This window comes from Paraburkholderia acidicola (assembly GCF_002362315.1).
Lineage (GTDB): Bacteria > Pseudomonadota > Gammaproteobacteria > Burkholderiales > Burkholderiaceae > Paraburkholderia > Paraburkholderia acidicola.
Genome location: NZ_MTZV01000004.1, coordinates 1602721 through 1617954 on the forward strand (window position 1 = coordinate 1602721; position 15234 = coordinate 1617954).

Sequence of the window (15234 nt, forward strand, 5' to 3'; positions counted from 1 at the left end):
CACTGAGCTCACCATGGATCGTCTGATCTACACCGCGATGACGGGCGCCTCGCAGGCGCTCGAGCAGCAGGCCGTGGTCGCGAACAATCTCGCGAATACGTCGACGACGGCGTTTCGCGCGCAGCTCGCGACGTTTCGTGCCGTGCCGATGAATTTCGGCGACGGCAGTCAGACCGCGACCGACACGACCCGCACGTTCGTGCTTGCTTCGACGCCGGGCGCGGACTTCACGCCGGGCCCGTTGCAGCGCACCGGCAATCCGCTCGATGTCGCGGTGCAGGGCCAGGGCTGGCTGTCGGTGCTGACCGCCGACGGCAACGAAGCGTACACGCGCGCGGGCAACCTGCACGTCGACGAAAACGGCCAGCTCGTCACCGCGACGAACCAGCCGGTGGTCGGCAACGGCGGTCCGCTGTCGGTGCCGCCGGGTGCGGATGTGACGATCGGCAAGGACGGCACGGTGTCCGCGCTGATAGCGGGCGATCCGCCGACGGCGATTGCGATCGTCGATCAGTTGAAGCTCGTGAATCCCGATCCGTCTACGCTCCAGCGCGGCGACGACGGTCTGTTTCGCACCGCCGACGGCAACCCCGCCGACGCGGACCCGAGCGTCGTGCTCGCACCGGAATCGCTGGAGGGCAGCAACGTGAACCCGGTTGCGGCGATGGTCTCGATGATCACCAACGCGCGGCAGTTTCAGATGCAGACGAAGCTGCTCGAATCGGCGGACCAGAACGAACAGGCTGCGAACCAGTTGCTCAATTTCAGCTGATGGTCGCGCGGCGCTTAACGCGCTGCGTTGCTTAAGCTTAGCCAGGAGAAGAACACCGTGAACCGCTCACTGTATATCGCCGCTACCGGCATGAATGCGCAGCAGGCGCAGATGGACGTGATCTCGAACAACCTCGCGAACGTCAGCACGAACGGCTTCAAGGGTTCGCGCGCGGTGTTCGAGGACCTGCTGTATCAGACCGTGCGGCAGCCTGGCGCGAACTCGACGCAGCAGACCGAACTGCCGTCCGGTATCCAGCTCGGCACCGGGGTTCAGCAGGTGGCGACGGAGCGGCTTTATACGCAGGGCGGCCTGACGCAGACCGGCAACTCGAAGGACGTGGCGATTAATGGCCAGGGCTTCTTCCAGGTACAGATGCCCGACGGCACCAACGCCTACACACGCGATGGCTCGTTCCAGACCAACTCGCAGGGGCAACTCGTGACATCGAGCGGCTACCAGGTGATCCCGGCAATCACGATTCCGCAGAACGCCACGTCGCTGACGATCGGTAGCGACGGGACCGTGTCGGTGACCCAGGCCGGATCGAGCAACAGCGTGCAGATCGGCGCACTGCAGATCGCGACGTTCATCAACCCGACCGGGCTTGATGCGCGAGGCGAGAACCTGTTCGTGGAGACGTCGTCGTCGGGTACGCCGAATGTCACGACGCCGGGTCTGAACGGTGCGGGAACGCTGAATCAGAACTATGTCGAAGCCTCGAACGTGAACGTGGTGCAGGAACTGGTGAACATGATCCAGACCCAGCGCGCCTATGAAATCAACAGCAAGGCCGTGACGACGTCCGACCAGATGCTGCAGACGCTTAGCCAGATGCCGGTGTGATCGGGCACGTGCAGTCGGAAATACACAGACGGTAATCAAGATGTCGTACTTCAACCGTATTCCGCTTCGGACACGCTGCTGCGTGGCGCTGCTTGTTGCCGCGACCACTGCCGCACTCGGCGGCTGCGGGCTCGCGCCGCGGCAGCCGATCGTCCAGCAGCCGATGACGGCTTACCCGGCCACGCCGCCGCAGATGCAGACGGCGGGCTCGATCTACAACCCGGGCTACGCAGGCCGGCCGCTGTTCGAAGACCAGCGCCCGCGCAATATCGGCGACATCCTGACTATCGTGATTCAGGAGAACATCAACGCGACGAAGTCGTCGGGGGCGGCCACCAACCGCAATTCGGCGACGGACTTCAACGTGCCGACAGCCGGTTTTCTGGGCGGCCTGTTCGGCAAGGCGAACCTCAGCGCGAAGGGCGACAACACGTTCAATTCGACGGGCGGTGCGAATGCGTCGAACACGTTCAACGGCACCATCACCGTCACCGTGACGAACGTACTGCCGAACGGCAACCTCGTCGTGAGCGGCGAGAAGCAGATGCTGATCAACCAGGGCAACGAGTTCGTACGCTTCTCGGGTGTCGTCAATCCCAACACGATCTCGGGTTTGAACTCGGTGTACTCAACCCAGGTGGCCGACGCAAAAATCGAATACTCGGCGAAGGGCTATATCAACGAAGCGGAGAACATGGGCTGGTTGCAGCGGTTCTTCCTTAACGTGGCGCCGTGGTGATGATGAACTTCGCTTTCTTTCGCCGCGCTGTGCGCACTGTCACCGGACCCCTTACGGTCGGGCTCGCGCTGGCCTGTGTCGCGTTCGCATTCGCTGCACCTGATGCACACGCCGAGCGCCTGAAAGACCTCGTCTCGATTCAAGGCGTGCGCGATAACCCGTTGATCGGCTACGGCCTCGTCGTCGGGCTCGACGGAACCGGCGACCAGACGACGCAAACGCCATTCACGACGCAGACACTCGCGAACATGCTCGCGAATCTCGGCATCTCGATCAACAACCAGTCGGCGGGCTCGAACAATTCGGGCACCTCGGCGCTGAGCACGATCCAGTTGAAGAACGTCGCGGCCGTGATGGTGACCGCGACGCTGCCGCCGTTCGCGCGCCCCGGCGAGGCCATCGACGTCACCGTGTCGTCGCTCGGCAACGCGAAGAGCCTGCGCGGCGGCACGCTGCTGCTCACACCGATGAAGGGCGCGGACGGCCAGGTCTACGCGCTCGCCCAGGGCAACCTCGCCGTGGGCGGCGCCGGCGCGAGTGCGAACGGCAGCCGCGTGCAGGTGAACCAGCTCGCGGCTGGTCGCATCGCGGCGGGCGCGATCGTCGAGCGGGCGGTGCAGACGGCCGCGTCGCAAGGCGGCATGATGCAGCTCGAACTGAACGACATGGACTACGACACGACGCAGCGCATTGTCGCGGCGGTGAACAACGCGTTCGGCGGCGGTACAGCGATGGCGCTCGACGGCCGCACGATCCAGTTGCGTGCGCCAACCGACAGCGAACAGCAGGTCGCCTTCATGGCGCAGTTGCAGAACCTCGATGTGCGGCCTGCGTTGGCCGCAGCGAAGGTGATCCTGAACGCGCGCACGGGGTCGATCGTGATGAACCAGATGGTCACGCTGCAAAGCTGCGCCGTGGCACACGGCAACCTCTCGGTGGTGATCAATACGCAGCCGGTGGTGAGCCAGCCGGGCGCGTTCTCGAATGGCCAGACGGTGGTCGCGCAACAGTCGCAGATCCAGCTCAAGCAGGATAACGGTGCGGTCAAGCTCGTCTCCGCCGGTGCGAATCTCGCCGAAGTCGTGAAGGCGCTCAACGCATTGGGTGCAACGCCCGCGGATCTGATGTCGATCCTGCAGGCGATGAAGGCAGCAGGCGCGCTGCGTGCCGATCTGGAAATCATCTAAGGACGACGGCGATGAACTCTGATCCTTCCCGGACCGCAAACGACCTGAGCCAGCGCTTCGCGCTCGACGTGCAGGGGTTCGACAGCCTGCGCGCGCAAGTCAACGCGTCGCCGCAGGCCGGTCTGAAGATGGCCGCGCAGCAGTTCGATGCGGTGTTCACGCAGATGATGCTCAAGAGCATGCGCGATGCGACGCCGTCCGACGGCCCGTTCGATTCACACGACAGCGCGTCTTTCACGTCGATGCTCGACCAGCAGTTGTCGCAGCAGATGTCGTCGAAGGGCATCGGCGTAGCCGATGCGATGCTCAAGCAATTGATGCGCAACGCGGGCCAGGGTGGCGGCGACGCGAATGCCGGCAACAACGCGGCGCTGAACGCGCTCGCCAACGCGTACAGCAACAGCGCGGCGAACGGCGCGCTCGCAGCGGGCAAGGGCTATTCGGCGAACAGCGCGCTGACGCCGCCGTTGCGCGGCGACGGTTCGTCGCAGAAGGTCGATGCGTTCGTCGACAAGCTCGCGGCGCCTGCGCAGGCGGCGAGTGCGGCGACTGGCATTCCGGCGCGCTTCATCATCGGTCAGGCGGCGCTCGAATCGGGCTGGGGCAAGAGCGAGATCCGCAAAACGGACGGCTCGTCGAGCCACAACGTGTTCGGCATCAAGGCGACCAAAGACTGGACCGGCAAGACCGTGTCGACGCTGACAACCGAATACGTGAACGGCCAGCCGCAGCGTGTAGTCGAGAAGTTTCGCGCGTACGACTCATACGAAGACGCGATGACCGACTACGCGAACCTGCTGAAGGCAAATCCGCGCTATGCGCAGGTGCTGAATTCATCGCACGACGTAGCCGGGTTCGCGCACGGCATGCAGCGCGCGGGCTACGCGACCGATCCGCATTACGCGAAGAAACTGATTTCGATCATGCAGAAGATGGCATAGCCGTCTTCTGACAGCTGGCATAACGAGGCAGGGAAGCGACGGGGCCATGTCGCAGAACAAGACGGGACCGCCGGCCGTCCGTACGACGGCTGGCCTAACCGCAGATTGGGCAGGTGCCCTGGCGCCAGCCCGGAGCAGTGAAATATTTAGCAAGGCGCCCCTAAACTTTTGGGGCGCGCTGCCGCTATTCAGGAAGATCCGAGAACCGGAAGGCTTTGTCGTTCCGGTCGATTGCGCGCGACTGCCGAGGAGACCCCGGTGGCTGCCCAGCCAGAGAAGCACCGCGCGCCCGAGAGAACCTGCATACCGGCAAGCCTATGGATACTTCGCAGTCGACCGGCCAGAACGACATCGCCCGCTATCTTGAAGACGGTGCAAGCGGGCAGATCGCCCATGACGGCCACGACTTCGGCCGGCGCAATCCGCTCGAGATCGGCGTGCAGTTGCGCAATCTCGTGAATCGCCGGGACTTTCTGACGGTGCAGTACAGGGGTGGTCAACTGGTGACGCGAATTCTCGCAGTCGATGTACGCGGCCAGACGTTCACGTTCGACTGGGGTGCGCTGCCTGAGCAGAACCGCGGCGCGCTCGCGGCGTCGCGCTGCCAGTTCCGCGCCTCGCAAAACGGCGTGCGCGTCGAGTTTGCGACGTCGACGCCGCGCGAACGACATTTCGAAGGATTGCCCGCGTTCGAGGCGGACTTCCCCGAGGTGCTGTATCACGTGCAGCGGCGCGAATATTTCCGCGTCGATGCGCCGGTGCTGGAACCGTATATTTGCCGCGGCCGTCTGCCGGATGGCGAGACGTTTCGCTGCGAGGTGCATGACCTGTCGCTGGGCGGCGTGGGCGTGTACACCGCGGACGAGCGCATCGCCGGTCTGCCGATCGGCGTCACGCTGCCCGATGTCGAATTGAGCCTCGGTGGCCTCAACATGCTGTCGCTCGATGTGCAACTCGTATCGCACCGCGCGGTCGCGCTGCCGGACGGCACGCAGCGCTGCCAGCTCGGATTTCGTTTCGTCGCGCTGCCGGGCAGCGCGGAAAACACCCTGCAGCGGCTCATCACGCAGCTGGAGATGAAGCGCCGTTCGCTGATACGGGCCTGATGCCGGGCCGGTGCAAGCGAGTGCGCCGGCCTCAATTTTCCTGCCGGCGAGCCGATATACAGGAAGTTCACGCAATGCGCCGGGACGCTATCCGACGCTCGCCACTCCAGGATGACGCATGTCCAGCAACCTCTTGAACATCGGCCTCAGCGGACTCAACGCCGCGCAATGGGGACTGACGACGACCGGCCAGAACATCAGCAACGCGTCGACGCCGGGCTATTCGGTGGAACGTCCCGTCTATCAGGAGACGGGCGGCCAGTACACCGGCTCGGGTTATCTGCCGCAAGGCGTGTCGACCTCGACCGTGCAGCGCCAGTACAGCCAGTACCTGACGACCCAGCTGAACAACGCGCAGTCGCAAGGTGGATCGCTCAACACCTACTACACGCTGATCGCGCAGCTCAACAACCTGGTCGGCAGCCCGACCACGGGTATCGCGAGCGCGATCACGGGTTACTTCACCGGCCTGCAGGGTGTGTCGAACAATCCGGCTGACCAGTCCGCGCGCCAGACGGCGATTAGCAGCGCGCAGACACTCGCGAACCAGATCAACGCGGCCGGCCAGCAGTACGACCAGTTGCGCGCGAGCGTCAACACGCAGTTGTCGAGCACCGTACAGTCGATCAACAGCTACACCGCGCAGATCGCACAACTCAATGCGCAGATCGTGGCGGGCAGCAGCTCGGGGCAGCCACCGAACCAGTTGCTCGATCAGCGCGATCTCGCGGTGTCGAACCTGTCGCAACTCGTCGGTGTGCAGGTCGTGCAGAACGGCAACAGCTATAGCCTGTTCATGAGCAGCGGGCAGCCTTTGGTCCTCGCTGACAAGAGCTTCAATCTCGGCACGGCGACTTCGCCCGGCGATCCTACCGAGCAGTCGGTGACCTACCTCGGTCTCGCCGGCGCGACGCCCGCGCCGACTCCGCAGACGATGCCGGATAGCGCGGTATCGGGTGGGACACTCGGTGGGCTGCTGACATTCCGCAGCCAGACGCTCGATCCGGCCGCCGCGCAGCTTGGCGCGATCGCGACGAGCTTCGCAGCGCAGGTCAATGCGCAGAATGCGCTGGGTATCGATCTGTCGGGTAAGGCCGGGGGCAATCTGTTCACGGTTGGCTCGCCCACTGTCTATGCGAACCAGCGCAACACGGGTGGCGCGACGTTGTCGGCATCGTTTGCGAATGCCGCGCAGCCGACTACGAGCGATTACACGTTGTCCTACGATGGCACGCAGTACACGCTGACCGACAGTGAAACCGGTGCGACGACCACGGCACCTGACCTCACGAAGCCAATCAATGGCCTGCAGTTCTCGCTAACCGGCACGATGAAAGCGGGCGATTCGTTCACCGTGCAGCCGACGCGCGGCGCGCTCGACAACTTCGCGCTCGCGACGACCAATGCCGGTGCGATCGCTGCGGCCTCGCCGGTGCTGGCGGCGAAGGGCAGCAGCAACACCGGTGCGGCGACTATTTCACAGGGTTCGGTGGGGGCGGGTTACACGCTGCCGACGGGGACGACTACGCTGACCTACACCCCGTCGCCGTCGACTACACCGCCCACCGGTGTTTTGACAGGTTTTCCGCCGGGCTCGGTCGTGACCATTGCAGGCTCGCCGCCGACCAGCACCACGATCGACGCGGCAGGCGACACACCGGTTCCGTACAACCCGGCCACTGGCGCGACGATGACGATCAACAACCCGCCGCCGCCTGCACCTGCCGGAACAATGAACGCCGTGACGGTCACGATCAGCGGCACACCGAACGCCGGCGACACCTTCACGATCGGCCAGAACACCGGCGGCAGCAACGACGGCCGCAACGCACTGGCGCTGTCGAATCTTGTCACCGCGAAGGCGCTCAACGGCGGAACGTCCACGCTGACCAGCGCGTACGCAAACTACGTGAACACGATCGGCAATCAGACAAACCAGGTCCAGTCGCAAAACAAGGCACAAACCTCGCTCGTCTCGCAGATCACGACCGCGCAACAATCGGTGTCGGGCGTGAACATCAACGAGGAAGCCGCGAACCTGTTGCAGTACCAGCAGCTGTATCAGGCCAACAGCAAAGTTATCCAGACGGCGTCGACGTTGTTCCAGACGCTGCTCGGCATTTTCCAGTGAGGCGTTGAGCCATGCGTATCTCTACGACGCAGTATTTCAACATGGGCGTTCAGGCGATGAACGACCAGCAGAACACGCTTGCGCAGCTGTACCAGCAGCTGTCGAGCGGTGTGAGTCTCGCGACGCCATCGGACAATCCGCTCGGCGCCGCGCAGGCCGTGCAACTGAGCGCGCAGGGTGCGACGCTGTCGCAGTACTCGGCCAACCAGAACACCGCGCTGTCGTCGCTGCAGGCCGAAGATTCGACGCTCGGCAGCGTCAGCACGGTGCTGACGAACATCAACACGCTGCTCGTGCGTGCCGGCGACGGCTCGCTCAGCGACAGCAATCGCAGCGCGCTCGCGACCCAGCTGCAAGGGTTGCGCAGCCAGCTGGTGACGCTCGGCAATGCCACCGATGCGCAGGGAAACTATCTGTTCGGCGGCTTCCAGAACACGTCCGCGCCGTTCTCGACCAGCGCGACCGGTGCGGTGGTCTACACCGGCGACGCCGGTAATCGAACGATGCAGGTGGCCGGCACACGCGACATCTCGACGGCCGACAACGGCGCGTCCGTGTTCCAGAGCGTTGCGACGGTCGGCACTAGCTCGATTCCGTCGGGCAACCCGGCGAACACCGGTACGGGCGTGATCGGCGCGGTGAGCACGACGAATGCAGCCAGCGCGACCAACTCGCACACGTTTTCGATTGCGTTCTCGAGCGCGACGACCTACACGGTTACCGACCAGTCGACCAACCCGGTGACGGTGAGCGCACCGACGCCCTTCACCGCGGGCTCGGCGATCTCGCTCGGCAACGGTCAGAGCGTGGCGATTACCGGCGCACCGGCAGCCGGCGACGCGTTCACGGTGAAGCCGGCCGCGCAGGCCGGCACCGATGTGTTCGCCACCATCGATTCAGTGGTCAAGGCCTTGCAGACGCCGGTCACCGGTACGGCTTCGAGCGCGAATCTGCAGAACGCGTTGACGACCGGCATGGCGCAGCTCGGCAACACGCGCAACAACGTCATTACCGTGCAGGCATCGGTGGGTGGGCGCGAGCAGGAAATTCAGGCGCTGCAGGCGGTCACGCAGACCAACTCGCTGCAGACGCAAAGCAACCTCGCGGATCTGACGACGACCAACCTCACGACGATCGTCAGCCAGTACACGATGACGCAGAACGCGTTGCAGGCGGCGCAGGAAGGGTTTGCGAAGATTCAGAATATGTCGTTGTTCAATTATCTGAATTAGGCGAAATCTTCAGATATCTGAAGGCGGAGCATCTTCGTTTGCGTTGACTATACGGTCCAACAACAAGCGGCTCTGCTTCTCAATTTCCTCGCGCACGCTCTTCAGGACTTTCGCGTTGGCTTCGCCCGGGATTTCACGAAGCATCTCCTCATGAACGGAGGGGAGCGCTATCTGAACCGATCTGGCCATCGACGTGACGATGTCTCGCACATAGCGAATCGAAAGGCTGGTTTCGTTTGCCATGCGTTCCCAGTGGCGCGCCATGATCCATGCGGGGCGATTCTCTCCACCGATCTTGAAAGCAAAACGGCTACTGAGTTGCGGGTAGATCGTCGTCGACACCATGTCGTAGAACGGCGAGAGCCTCGGGCGATCTCCATCTTCCGGATCATGGAGCAGTGACAGGTTTTTGGCATGGCTGTCCATGTTCCCGACGATCAGGTTGTAGGCCACCCAGCCAATCAGACGTCGACCGTCTGCAAGGGCCGCGCTGCTATGGCTGGTCACATACCGCAGACATTCGGCAAAGGTCGGGCCTCCCTCAGCTTCATACTTGCGAGACGATGGCAAGCCCATCGCCTGGCAAAGATCTACCTGGTGCAGTCTTCCCAACCGGCCGTTAGGCAGGCGCTGACGATCGTAGCGTTGGATGATCGCCGCATTGAGCGCTGCATCAAATCGAACCTCGGGGACCTGCAGGCCAGATGCTGCCGCAAGGCGCATCACATAGACCTCGTTGGCAGCCGACGCCGCCAGGCCGGGACGATAGCTGATCGCTGGCTTGATGATGTGTGATGACGGTGCATCTGCGAGCGGCAACGCCATTGCACCATCTTCGCCGATGTAGACGGTGATCTTGTCCTGGGCCCCGCTCAATGACATTCGCGCGGGCCCTTCTTCCAGCATTAGGGGTACACCGCGGGACTTACCGAACCAGTCCGCGAGCTGCGCGGCGTTGATCTGCACATAACGCGGCTTGTCCGAGGGCAAATCTCCTGCCGGCAGGATCGAATAAGCGCCCGCCGTATCACCACCGAAACGCTCCAGCAACGCGAAGACGTTGTCGGATGAAATCTTGAGCGCTTGAGATATAAATTCGCGGATCGTTCCTTCGGGTAGCAGATTCTCGAAAAACGCGCGAACTGCTGCGTCGCTGAATGCGCGACTGTCTCCTTCATTTTCCGGTAACGGTAAATCTGGTGAAAGCGGCTGTCCGCTGGCCGCGATCCACGTCGACGCGTAGCGGAATCCCAGGACACCGTCCGTATCGATGAGTGAGCCTACGATCTGACCGTCGCGAAAAACGTCGAGTGTGTTCATTTACGCCTCGTCGCAGTCAGCTCTACACCAAGAATGTTGAGCACCTGGAGCACCTTGTCGAACCGGACGGTCGCTTTGCCGCCTTCCAGGTCCACAATGAAACGCTGTCCGGTCTGAGCGAAGTTAGCGAGATCCGCCTGTGTTGCGCCCTGTTTTTCTCGGAGATCACGCACGAGTTTTCCCAGATCCCTGGCGTTCAGGATCTTCCCGATCGGTGTGATTACGCTGGAATTCATGGGCGAGTCTCTTGAATATTCCCGATCGGGAATATTATCGCGAGTGTGATGCCCGGGCAAGTCGATTATTCCCGATCGGGAATATGACCGTAAATATGGCGTCCGAGTAAGCCAATTATTCCCGATCGGGAATATCGCCTTACCTGAACCCCAACGCCACCCGCCCCATCTCATCAATCCCGCTGTCAAACAACCGCGCAAAAAACGGAATCATATTCGGCGCCATCAGTTGCACGAGCAGCATGCCAACGAGGATCGTCAGTGGAAAGCCGATCTGGAACACGCCGATCTGCGGCGCCGCCCGGTTCAGGATGCCGAGCGACAGGTTGGCGATCAGCAGCGCTGCCACCACCGGCAACGACAGCAGCAACCCCGCCGAAAACACCGTCGCGCCCCATCCCGCGAGCATTCGCCAGCCTCCGGCGCCGAGTATGTTGGCCGCGACCGGCGCCGTCTGGAAGGTACCGAGCAGCGCGGTCAGCATCTGTAGATGGCCGTCCAGTGCAATGAACGCGAGCATCGCGATGGTGTTCATGTACTTCGAGACAACGGCGCTCGATCCACTTGCATGCGGATCGAAGAAGGTCGCGAAGCCGAGCCCCATGCCGAAGCCGATGATTTCGCCGGTGGCCTGAATGGCCGCGAATACGATCTGCATCGTGAAGCCAAGCGCCACACCGATCAGAAACTGATTAACGATGATCCAGATGCCCGTCGCGGAGAACACGGTGACCTGCGGCAACGGTCCAAGCGTCGGAGCGACGATCAGCGTGACGAACGCGGCGATGGCGACCTTCACGCGTACCGGCACCGACTTCTCGCTAAACGCTGGCGCGGTCGCGACCAGGGCGAGCACCCGCACGAACGGCCACAGAAACGCGGTGAGCCATGCGTTCAGTTGCGCGTAGGTGACGGTGAACATCGTCGTTCAGTTCGCGAGCATCGGAATGCTGGTGAACATATGGCGCATGTAGTCGAGCATGGTCGTGAGCATCCACGGGCCGATCAGCACGAGCGTCAGTGCGATGGCCGCCAGCTTCGGGATGAACGACAGCGTCGCCTCGTTGATCTGTGTTGCGGCCTGGAACAGGCTCACGATCAATCCGACGACCAGTCCCACGAGCAACGGCGGCGCGGCCAGCGCCAGTGCGACGTACATCGCTTCGTGGGCAATCGTGGTGACGTTTTCTGGCGTCATGGTCGAGCGTCCCCGGTAGGCGGCTGCATCACGTGAAGCTCTGTGCCAGCGAGCCGAGCAGCAACTGCCAGCCGTCGACGAGCACGAACAGCATCAGTTTGAACGGCAGCGAGATCGTCGCGGGCGAGATCATCATCATCCCCATCGACATCAACACGCTCGCCACCACCATATCGATGATGAGAAACGGAATGAAGATCGTGAAACCGATCTGGAAGCCGGTCTTCAGTTCACTCGTGATGAAGGCCGGCACGAGCAGCGAGAGCGGCACGTCCTCGGGGCCCTGCATCGGCGCCGCGTGCGAAATGCGCGCGAACAGCGCGAGATCGGTTTCGCGGGTCTGACGCAGCATGAACGCCTTGAACGGCGCGACGCCGCGCGACAGCGCGTCGTCCATCTGGATCGTGCCTTCGGAAAACGGCTTGTAGCCGTCGGTGTAGGCCTTGTCGAGCACCGGCGACATCACGAACAGCGTGAGAAACAGCGCGAGGCCGACCAGCACCTGGTTGGGCGGCGTCGTGTTGGTGCCGAGCGCCTGGCGCAGCAGCGACAGCACGATGATGATGCGCGTGAAGCTCGTCATCGTCAGCACCATCGCGGGCAGGAACGACAGCATCGTGAGCAGCAGCATCGTCTGCACGCTCAGCGAATAAGTCGTGCCGCCGTTCGGGCCGGGGCTCGTGTTGAAAGCGGGCAACCCTGCGGTTTGCGCGAATGACAGCGACGGCAGCGCGAGCATCAGCGCGGGCAGTGCGAGCGGTGCAAGGCGGCAGAGGGCGCGCAGCAGGTTGCGTGCGTGAGAGCGGTAGAGCGGCATTTACTGGTCTCCGCTGCCGGGGCGGTTCAGGCGCTTGCCCACCTCGCCTTTGAGCGCTTCGCGAAAGCGCTGGCCGAACGTGCCGGCGAGGGGCGCGACAGACTGTTCCGCGCCGGGTTCGGCTACGGCTTGCCCTGCCGGCATCGTATGCAGCAGACGCACCTGGCCCGGCGCCGCGCCGAGCACGAGCCACGTATCGCCGATCTCGACCAGCGCAACGCGTTCCTTACCGCCGAGCGATGCACCACCGATCGTCTTCACGAGCCCACTGCGCTGCGCGGGCTGAAAGCCGAGACGCCGCGCGAGCCACGCAAAACCGAACACGATACCGATCACAACGACAAGACCGACGACGGTCTGCAAAACCGCACCTACACCCAGCGACGGCACCGCAGTCCCCGCACCGACACCGGAGGCGATTTGCGCGGCGTTGTTCACTGCGTTGATATCGGCGGCCTGGGCGACGTGGGCGCAGCAGACGAACAGCGTCGACACTGCGAGCGCAGGCAGCATCCGAAAGCGGCTGGCGGTACTTCGCGCAACGTTCGGATAGACGACAGACTTCATCGATTGAGCTTCCGGATGCGTTCCGACGGCGTGATGATGTCCGTCAGCCGAATACCGAACTTGTCGTTGACGACGACCACCTCGCCTTGAGCGATCAGGCAACCGTTCACGAGCACATCCATCGGTTCGCCGGCGAGCCCATCAAGTTCCACGACCGAGCCCTGAGCAAGCTGCAGCAGGTTGCGGATCGCGATCTTCGTGCGGCCGAGTTCGACGGTCATCTGGACGGGGATGTCCAGGATCATGTCGATGTCGTTGCGCGTGGCGGTCGGTTCGACCTTCGACAGCGGCTGGAATACGCCCGCAGTCGAGGCGTTCAATTCCGCGCCATTGTTCTGCTCAGCGAGCGCGCTGGCCCAGTCGTCGAGCGCCGGGTCCGCGGCCGTTTCAGGACTGGCGAGTTGCGGTTCGCGGGGCGGCAGTTCGGCTTCCGGCGCGCTATTGAGGTCACTCATATCCACCTTCCTTCGTCGTGTCGGTTGCGCTGATCATCTTCTGGACGCGCAACGCGTACTGACCATTGAAAATTCCGTAGCCGCATTCCATTACCGGCACGCCGTCGACCTTCGCGACGATGTGCTCGGGAATGTTGATCGGCAGCACATCGCCGGCGCGCATGTTGAGAATCTGCTGGAACGTCACCGGGATCTGTGCGAGATCGGCGGTGAGTTCGACTTCCGCGGCCTGCACCTGCTGCGACAGCACGCGCACCCAGCGACGATCGACTTCGAGCGCTTCGCCCTGGATCGGCGAGGACAGCACGTCGCGGATCGGCTCGATCATCGAATACGGCATGCAGATATGCAGCGTGCCGCCGGTCGAACCGAACTCGATCGAGAACTGCGTGACGATGACGATCTCGTTCGGCGTCGCGACGTTCGCGAACTGCGTGTGCATCTCCGAGCGCACGAATTCGAACTGCAGCGGCCGCACGCTTTTCCACGCGCTGCCGTAGTGCTCGAACACGAGGTTCAGCAGCTTGCTGATGATGCGCTGCTCGGTCGCCGTGAAGTCGCGCCCTTCGACACGCGTATGAAACCGGCCGTCGCCGCCGAACAGGTTGTCGACGACGAAGAACACGAGATTCGGATCGAAGACGAACAGCGACGTGCCGCGCAGCGGCTTCACGTGAACGAGATTGAGGTTGGTCGGGATCGGCAGGTTGCGGGTGAATTCGCTGTACTTCAAAACCTTCACGGGACCAACGGAGATCTCCGCGGTACGCCGCATGAAGTTGAAGATGCCGACGCGCAACAGCCGCGCGAAGCGATCGTTGATGATTTCGAGGCCGGGCATCCGACCGCGGACGATGCGTTCCTGCGTCGCGATGTTGTACGGGCGTACACCCGAGCGGTCGGCCGGCTCGGTCTCGGCGTCGGTTTCGCCGGTGACGCCCTTGAGGAGCGCATCGACCTCCTCCTGGGACATGAACTCTTCGTGGCCCATTCCTGTTCCTCGTGCATCCGTTCGCGGTTGAGGGTCGGCGCAGCGTGACGCGAGGTCACTGCACGACGAATTCGGTGAACAGCACGTCCTGGACGCGCGCCGGTTGGCCGCCCGGCTCGGTTGGCTGTTCGATCAGCGTTTTCAGTTCCTGGGCGAGCGCGCGCTTGCCATCGAGCGGCGCGAGTTCGTCGGGGTGTTTGTTCGACAGCGCCAGCAGCACGCGGCTGCGGATTTCGGGCATGTGTTCAGTTAAGTGGTCTTGCGTGCGCTGGTCGTTCAGTTTCAACGTGAGACCGATGCGCAGGTAGTGTTGCTGGCCGTCGTCGGATTGCAGGTTGACGGTCATGGGTTCGAGCGGGAAGAACACCGGTACCGCGGATGGAGCGGGTGCTGTTGGCGCGGTTGTGGGTGCTGCTATCCGTTTGCTCATGAAGAACCACACGCCTGCGCCCGCTGCTGCGGCGGCGAGCAGGGCGATCAGCACGATCAGCAGAATGCGCTTGATCGGGCCCGGCGTGGCCACCTGGACAATGGCCGGCTGGTTTGGGGTTGTGGATGCCATGAGATTTGTTCGTGTTTTACGTTTGCGTTTGTGCTTGCGTTTGCGTTTGCGTGCTTCAGTGCTGGTAGGGTGGATTGTTGTCTATTGGCAGGCCGCGCGATGGGGGGAAAAGAAGGGGGAATTTAGGTTATCTC

General features: G+C 62.9%; 17 protein-coding genes. 8 read left to right on the top strand and 9 right to left on the bottom strand.

The features are described from left to right. Positions 1-13 precede the first annotated feature (13 nt). The 8 genes from flgF to flgL all read left to right on the top strand — a co-directional run bounded on the left by flgF (position 14) and on the right by flgL (position 8954). A complete protein-coding gene (flgF, locus tag BWP39_RS17520; protein WP_096722190.1) occupies positions 14-772 on the top strand; it encodes a flagellar basal-body rod protein FlgF in 759 nt (252 codons plus the stop codon). 57 nt (positions 773-829) lie between these two features. Further along, positions 830-1618 (top strand): flagellar basal-body rod protein FlgG, encoded by a 789-nt coding sequence (gene flgG, locus BWP39_RS17525; RefSeq protein ID WP_091017281.1) that lies wholly within the window; start codon positions 830-832, stop codon positions 1616-1618. Positions 1619-1658: 40 nt separating this feature from the next. Next, positions 1659-2357, top strand: a complete 699-nt coding sequence (gene flgH, locus BWP39_RS17530) for a flagellar basal body L-ring protein FlgH (RefSeq protein ID WP_096722192.1) — start codon at positions 1659-1661, stop codon at positions 2355-2357. A 2-nt stretch (positions 2358-2359) separates the two neighbouring features. Beyond that, positions 2360-3544 carry a flagellar basal body P-ring protein FlgI gene (locus tag BWP39_RS17535; protein ID WP_207556942.1) on the top strand — a complete coding sequence of 395 codons (1185 nt, stop codon included), beginning with the start codon at positions 2360-2362 and terminating at the stop codon, positions 3542-3544. Between the two features lie 11 nt (positions 3545-3555). Next, positions 3556-4485, top strand: coding sequence for a flagellar assembly peptidoglycan hydrolase FlgJ (flgJ, locus tag BWP39_RS17540; protein ID WP_096722196.1), 930 nt, complete (start codon positions 3556-3558; stop codon positions 4483-4485). Positions 4486-4802: 317 nt separating this feature from the next. Further along, the gene (locus tag BWP39_RS17545; protein WP_096722198.1) at positions 4803-5591 is read left to right on the top strand and encodes a flagellar brake protein; all 789 of its coding nucleotides are present in this window, start codon (positions 4803-4805) and stop codon (positions 5589-5591) included. A gap of 118 nt (positions 5592-5709) precedes the next feature. Then, the gene (gene flgK, locus BWP39_RS17550; protein ID WP_096722200.1) at positions 5710-7722 is read left to right on the top strand and encodes a flagellar hook-associated protein FlgK; all 2013 of its coding nucleotides are present in this window, start codon (positions 5710-5712) and stop codon (positions 7720-7722) included. 11 nt (positions 7723-7733) lie between these two features. Further along, positions 7734-8954, top strand: a complete 1221-nt coding sequence (flgL, locus tag BWP39_RS17555; RefSeq protein WP_096722202.1) for a flagellar hook-associated protein FlgL — start codon at positions 7734-7736, stop codon at positions 8952-8954. Positions 8955-8963: 9 nt separating this feature from the next. Here flgL and BWP39_RS17560 read toward each other — a convergent pair whose 3' ends face one another. The 9 genes from BWP39_RS17560 to fliL all read right to left on the bottom strand — a co-directional run bounded on the left by BWP39_RS17560 (position 8964) and on the right by fliL (position 15100). Next, on the bottom strand, positions 8964-10274 hold the full coding sequence (locus BWP39_RS17560) for a type II toxin-antitoxin system HipA family toxin (RefSeq protein ID WP_096722204.1): 1311 nt from the start codon (positions 10272-10274) through the stop codon (positions 8964-8966). Next, entirely contained in the window at positions 10271-10510 is a 240-nt protein-coding gene (locus BWP39_RS17565; protein ID WP_096722206.1) for a helix-turn-helix transcriptional regulator, read from the bottom strand. Before BWP39_RS17565 ends, BWP39_RS17560 begins: the two co-directional genes overlap by 4 nt. 139 nt (positions 10511-10649) lie before the next feature. After that, the gene (fliR, locus tag BWP39_RS17570) at positions 10650-11432 is read right to left on the bottom strand and encodes a flagellar biosynthetic protein FliR (protein ID WP_096722208.1); all 783 of its coding nucleotides are present in this window, start codon (positions 11430-11432) and stop codon (positions 10650-10652) included. Between the two features lie 6 nt (positions 11433-11438). Beyond that, the gene (gene fliQ, locus BWP39_RS17575; protein ID WP_091017296.1) at positions 11439-11708 is read right to left on the bottom strand and encodes a flagellar biosynthesis protein FliQ; all 270 of its coding nucleotides are present in this window, start codon (positions 11706-11708) and stop codon (positions 11439-11441) included. 28 nt (positions 11709-11736) lie between these two features. Next, the gene (gene fliP / locus BWP39_RS17580) at positions 11737-12447 is read right to left on the bottom strand and encodes a flagellar type III secretion system pore protein FliP (RefSeq protein WP_091017604.1); all 711 of its coding nucleotides are present in this window, start codon (positions 12445-12447) and stop codon (positions 11737-11739) included. Between the two features lie 78 nt (positions 12448-12525). Beyond that, entirely contained in the window at positions 12526-13038 is a 513-nt protein-coding gene (fliO, locus tag BWP39_RS17585; protein ID WP_096722708.1) for a flagellar biosynthetic protein FliO, read from the bottom strand. 50 nt (positions 13039-13088) lie between these two features. Beyond that, positions 13089-13547, bottom strand: a complete 459-nt coding sequence (gene fliN, locus BWP39_RS17590) for a flagellar motor switch protein FliN (protein WP_096722210.1) — start codon at positions 13545-13547, stop codon at positions 13089-13091. Beyond that, entirely contained in the window at positions 13540-14538 is a 999-nt protein-coding gene (gene fliM, locus BWP39_RS17595; RefSeq protein ID WP_096722212.1) for a flagellar motor switch protein FliM, read from the bottom strand. Before fliM ends, fliN begins: the two co-directional genes overlap by 8 nt. A 55-nt stretch (positions 14539-14593) precedes the next feature. Beyond that, positions 14594-15100 (bottom strand): flagellar basal body-associated protein FliL, encoded by a 507-nt coding sequence (fliL, locus tag BWP39_RS17600; RefSeq protein ID WP_096722214.1) that lies wholly within the window; start codon positions 15098-15100, stop codon positions 14594-14596. Positions 15101-15234 lie beyond the last annotated feature (134 nt).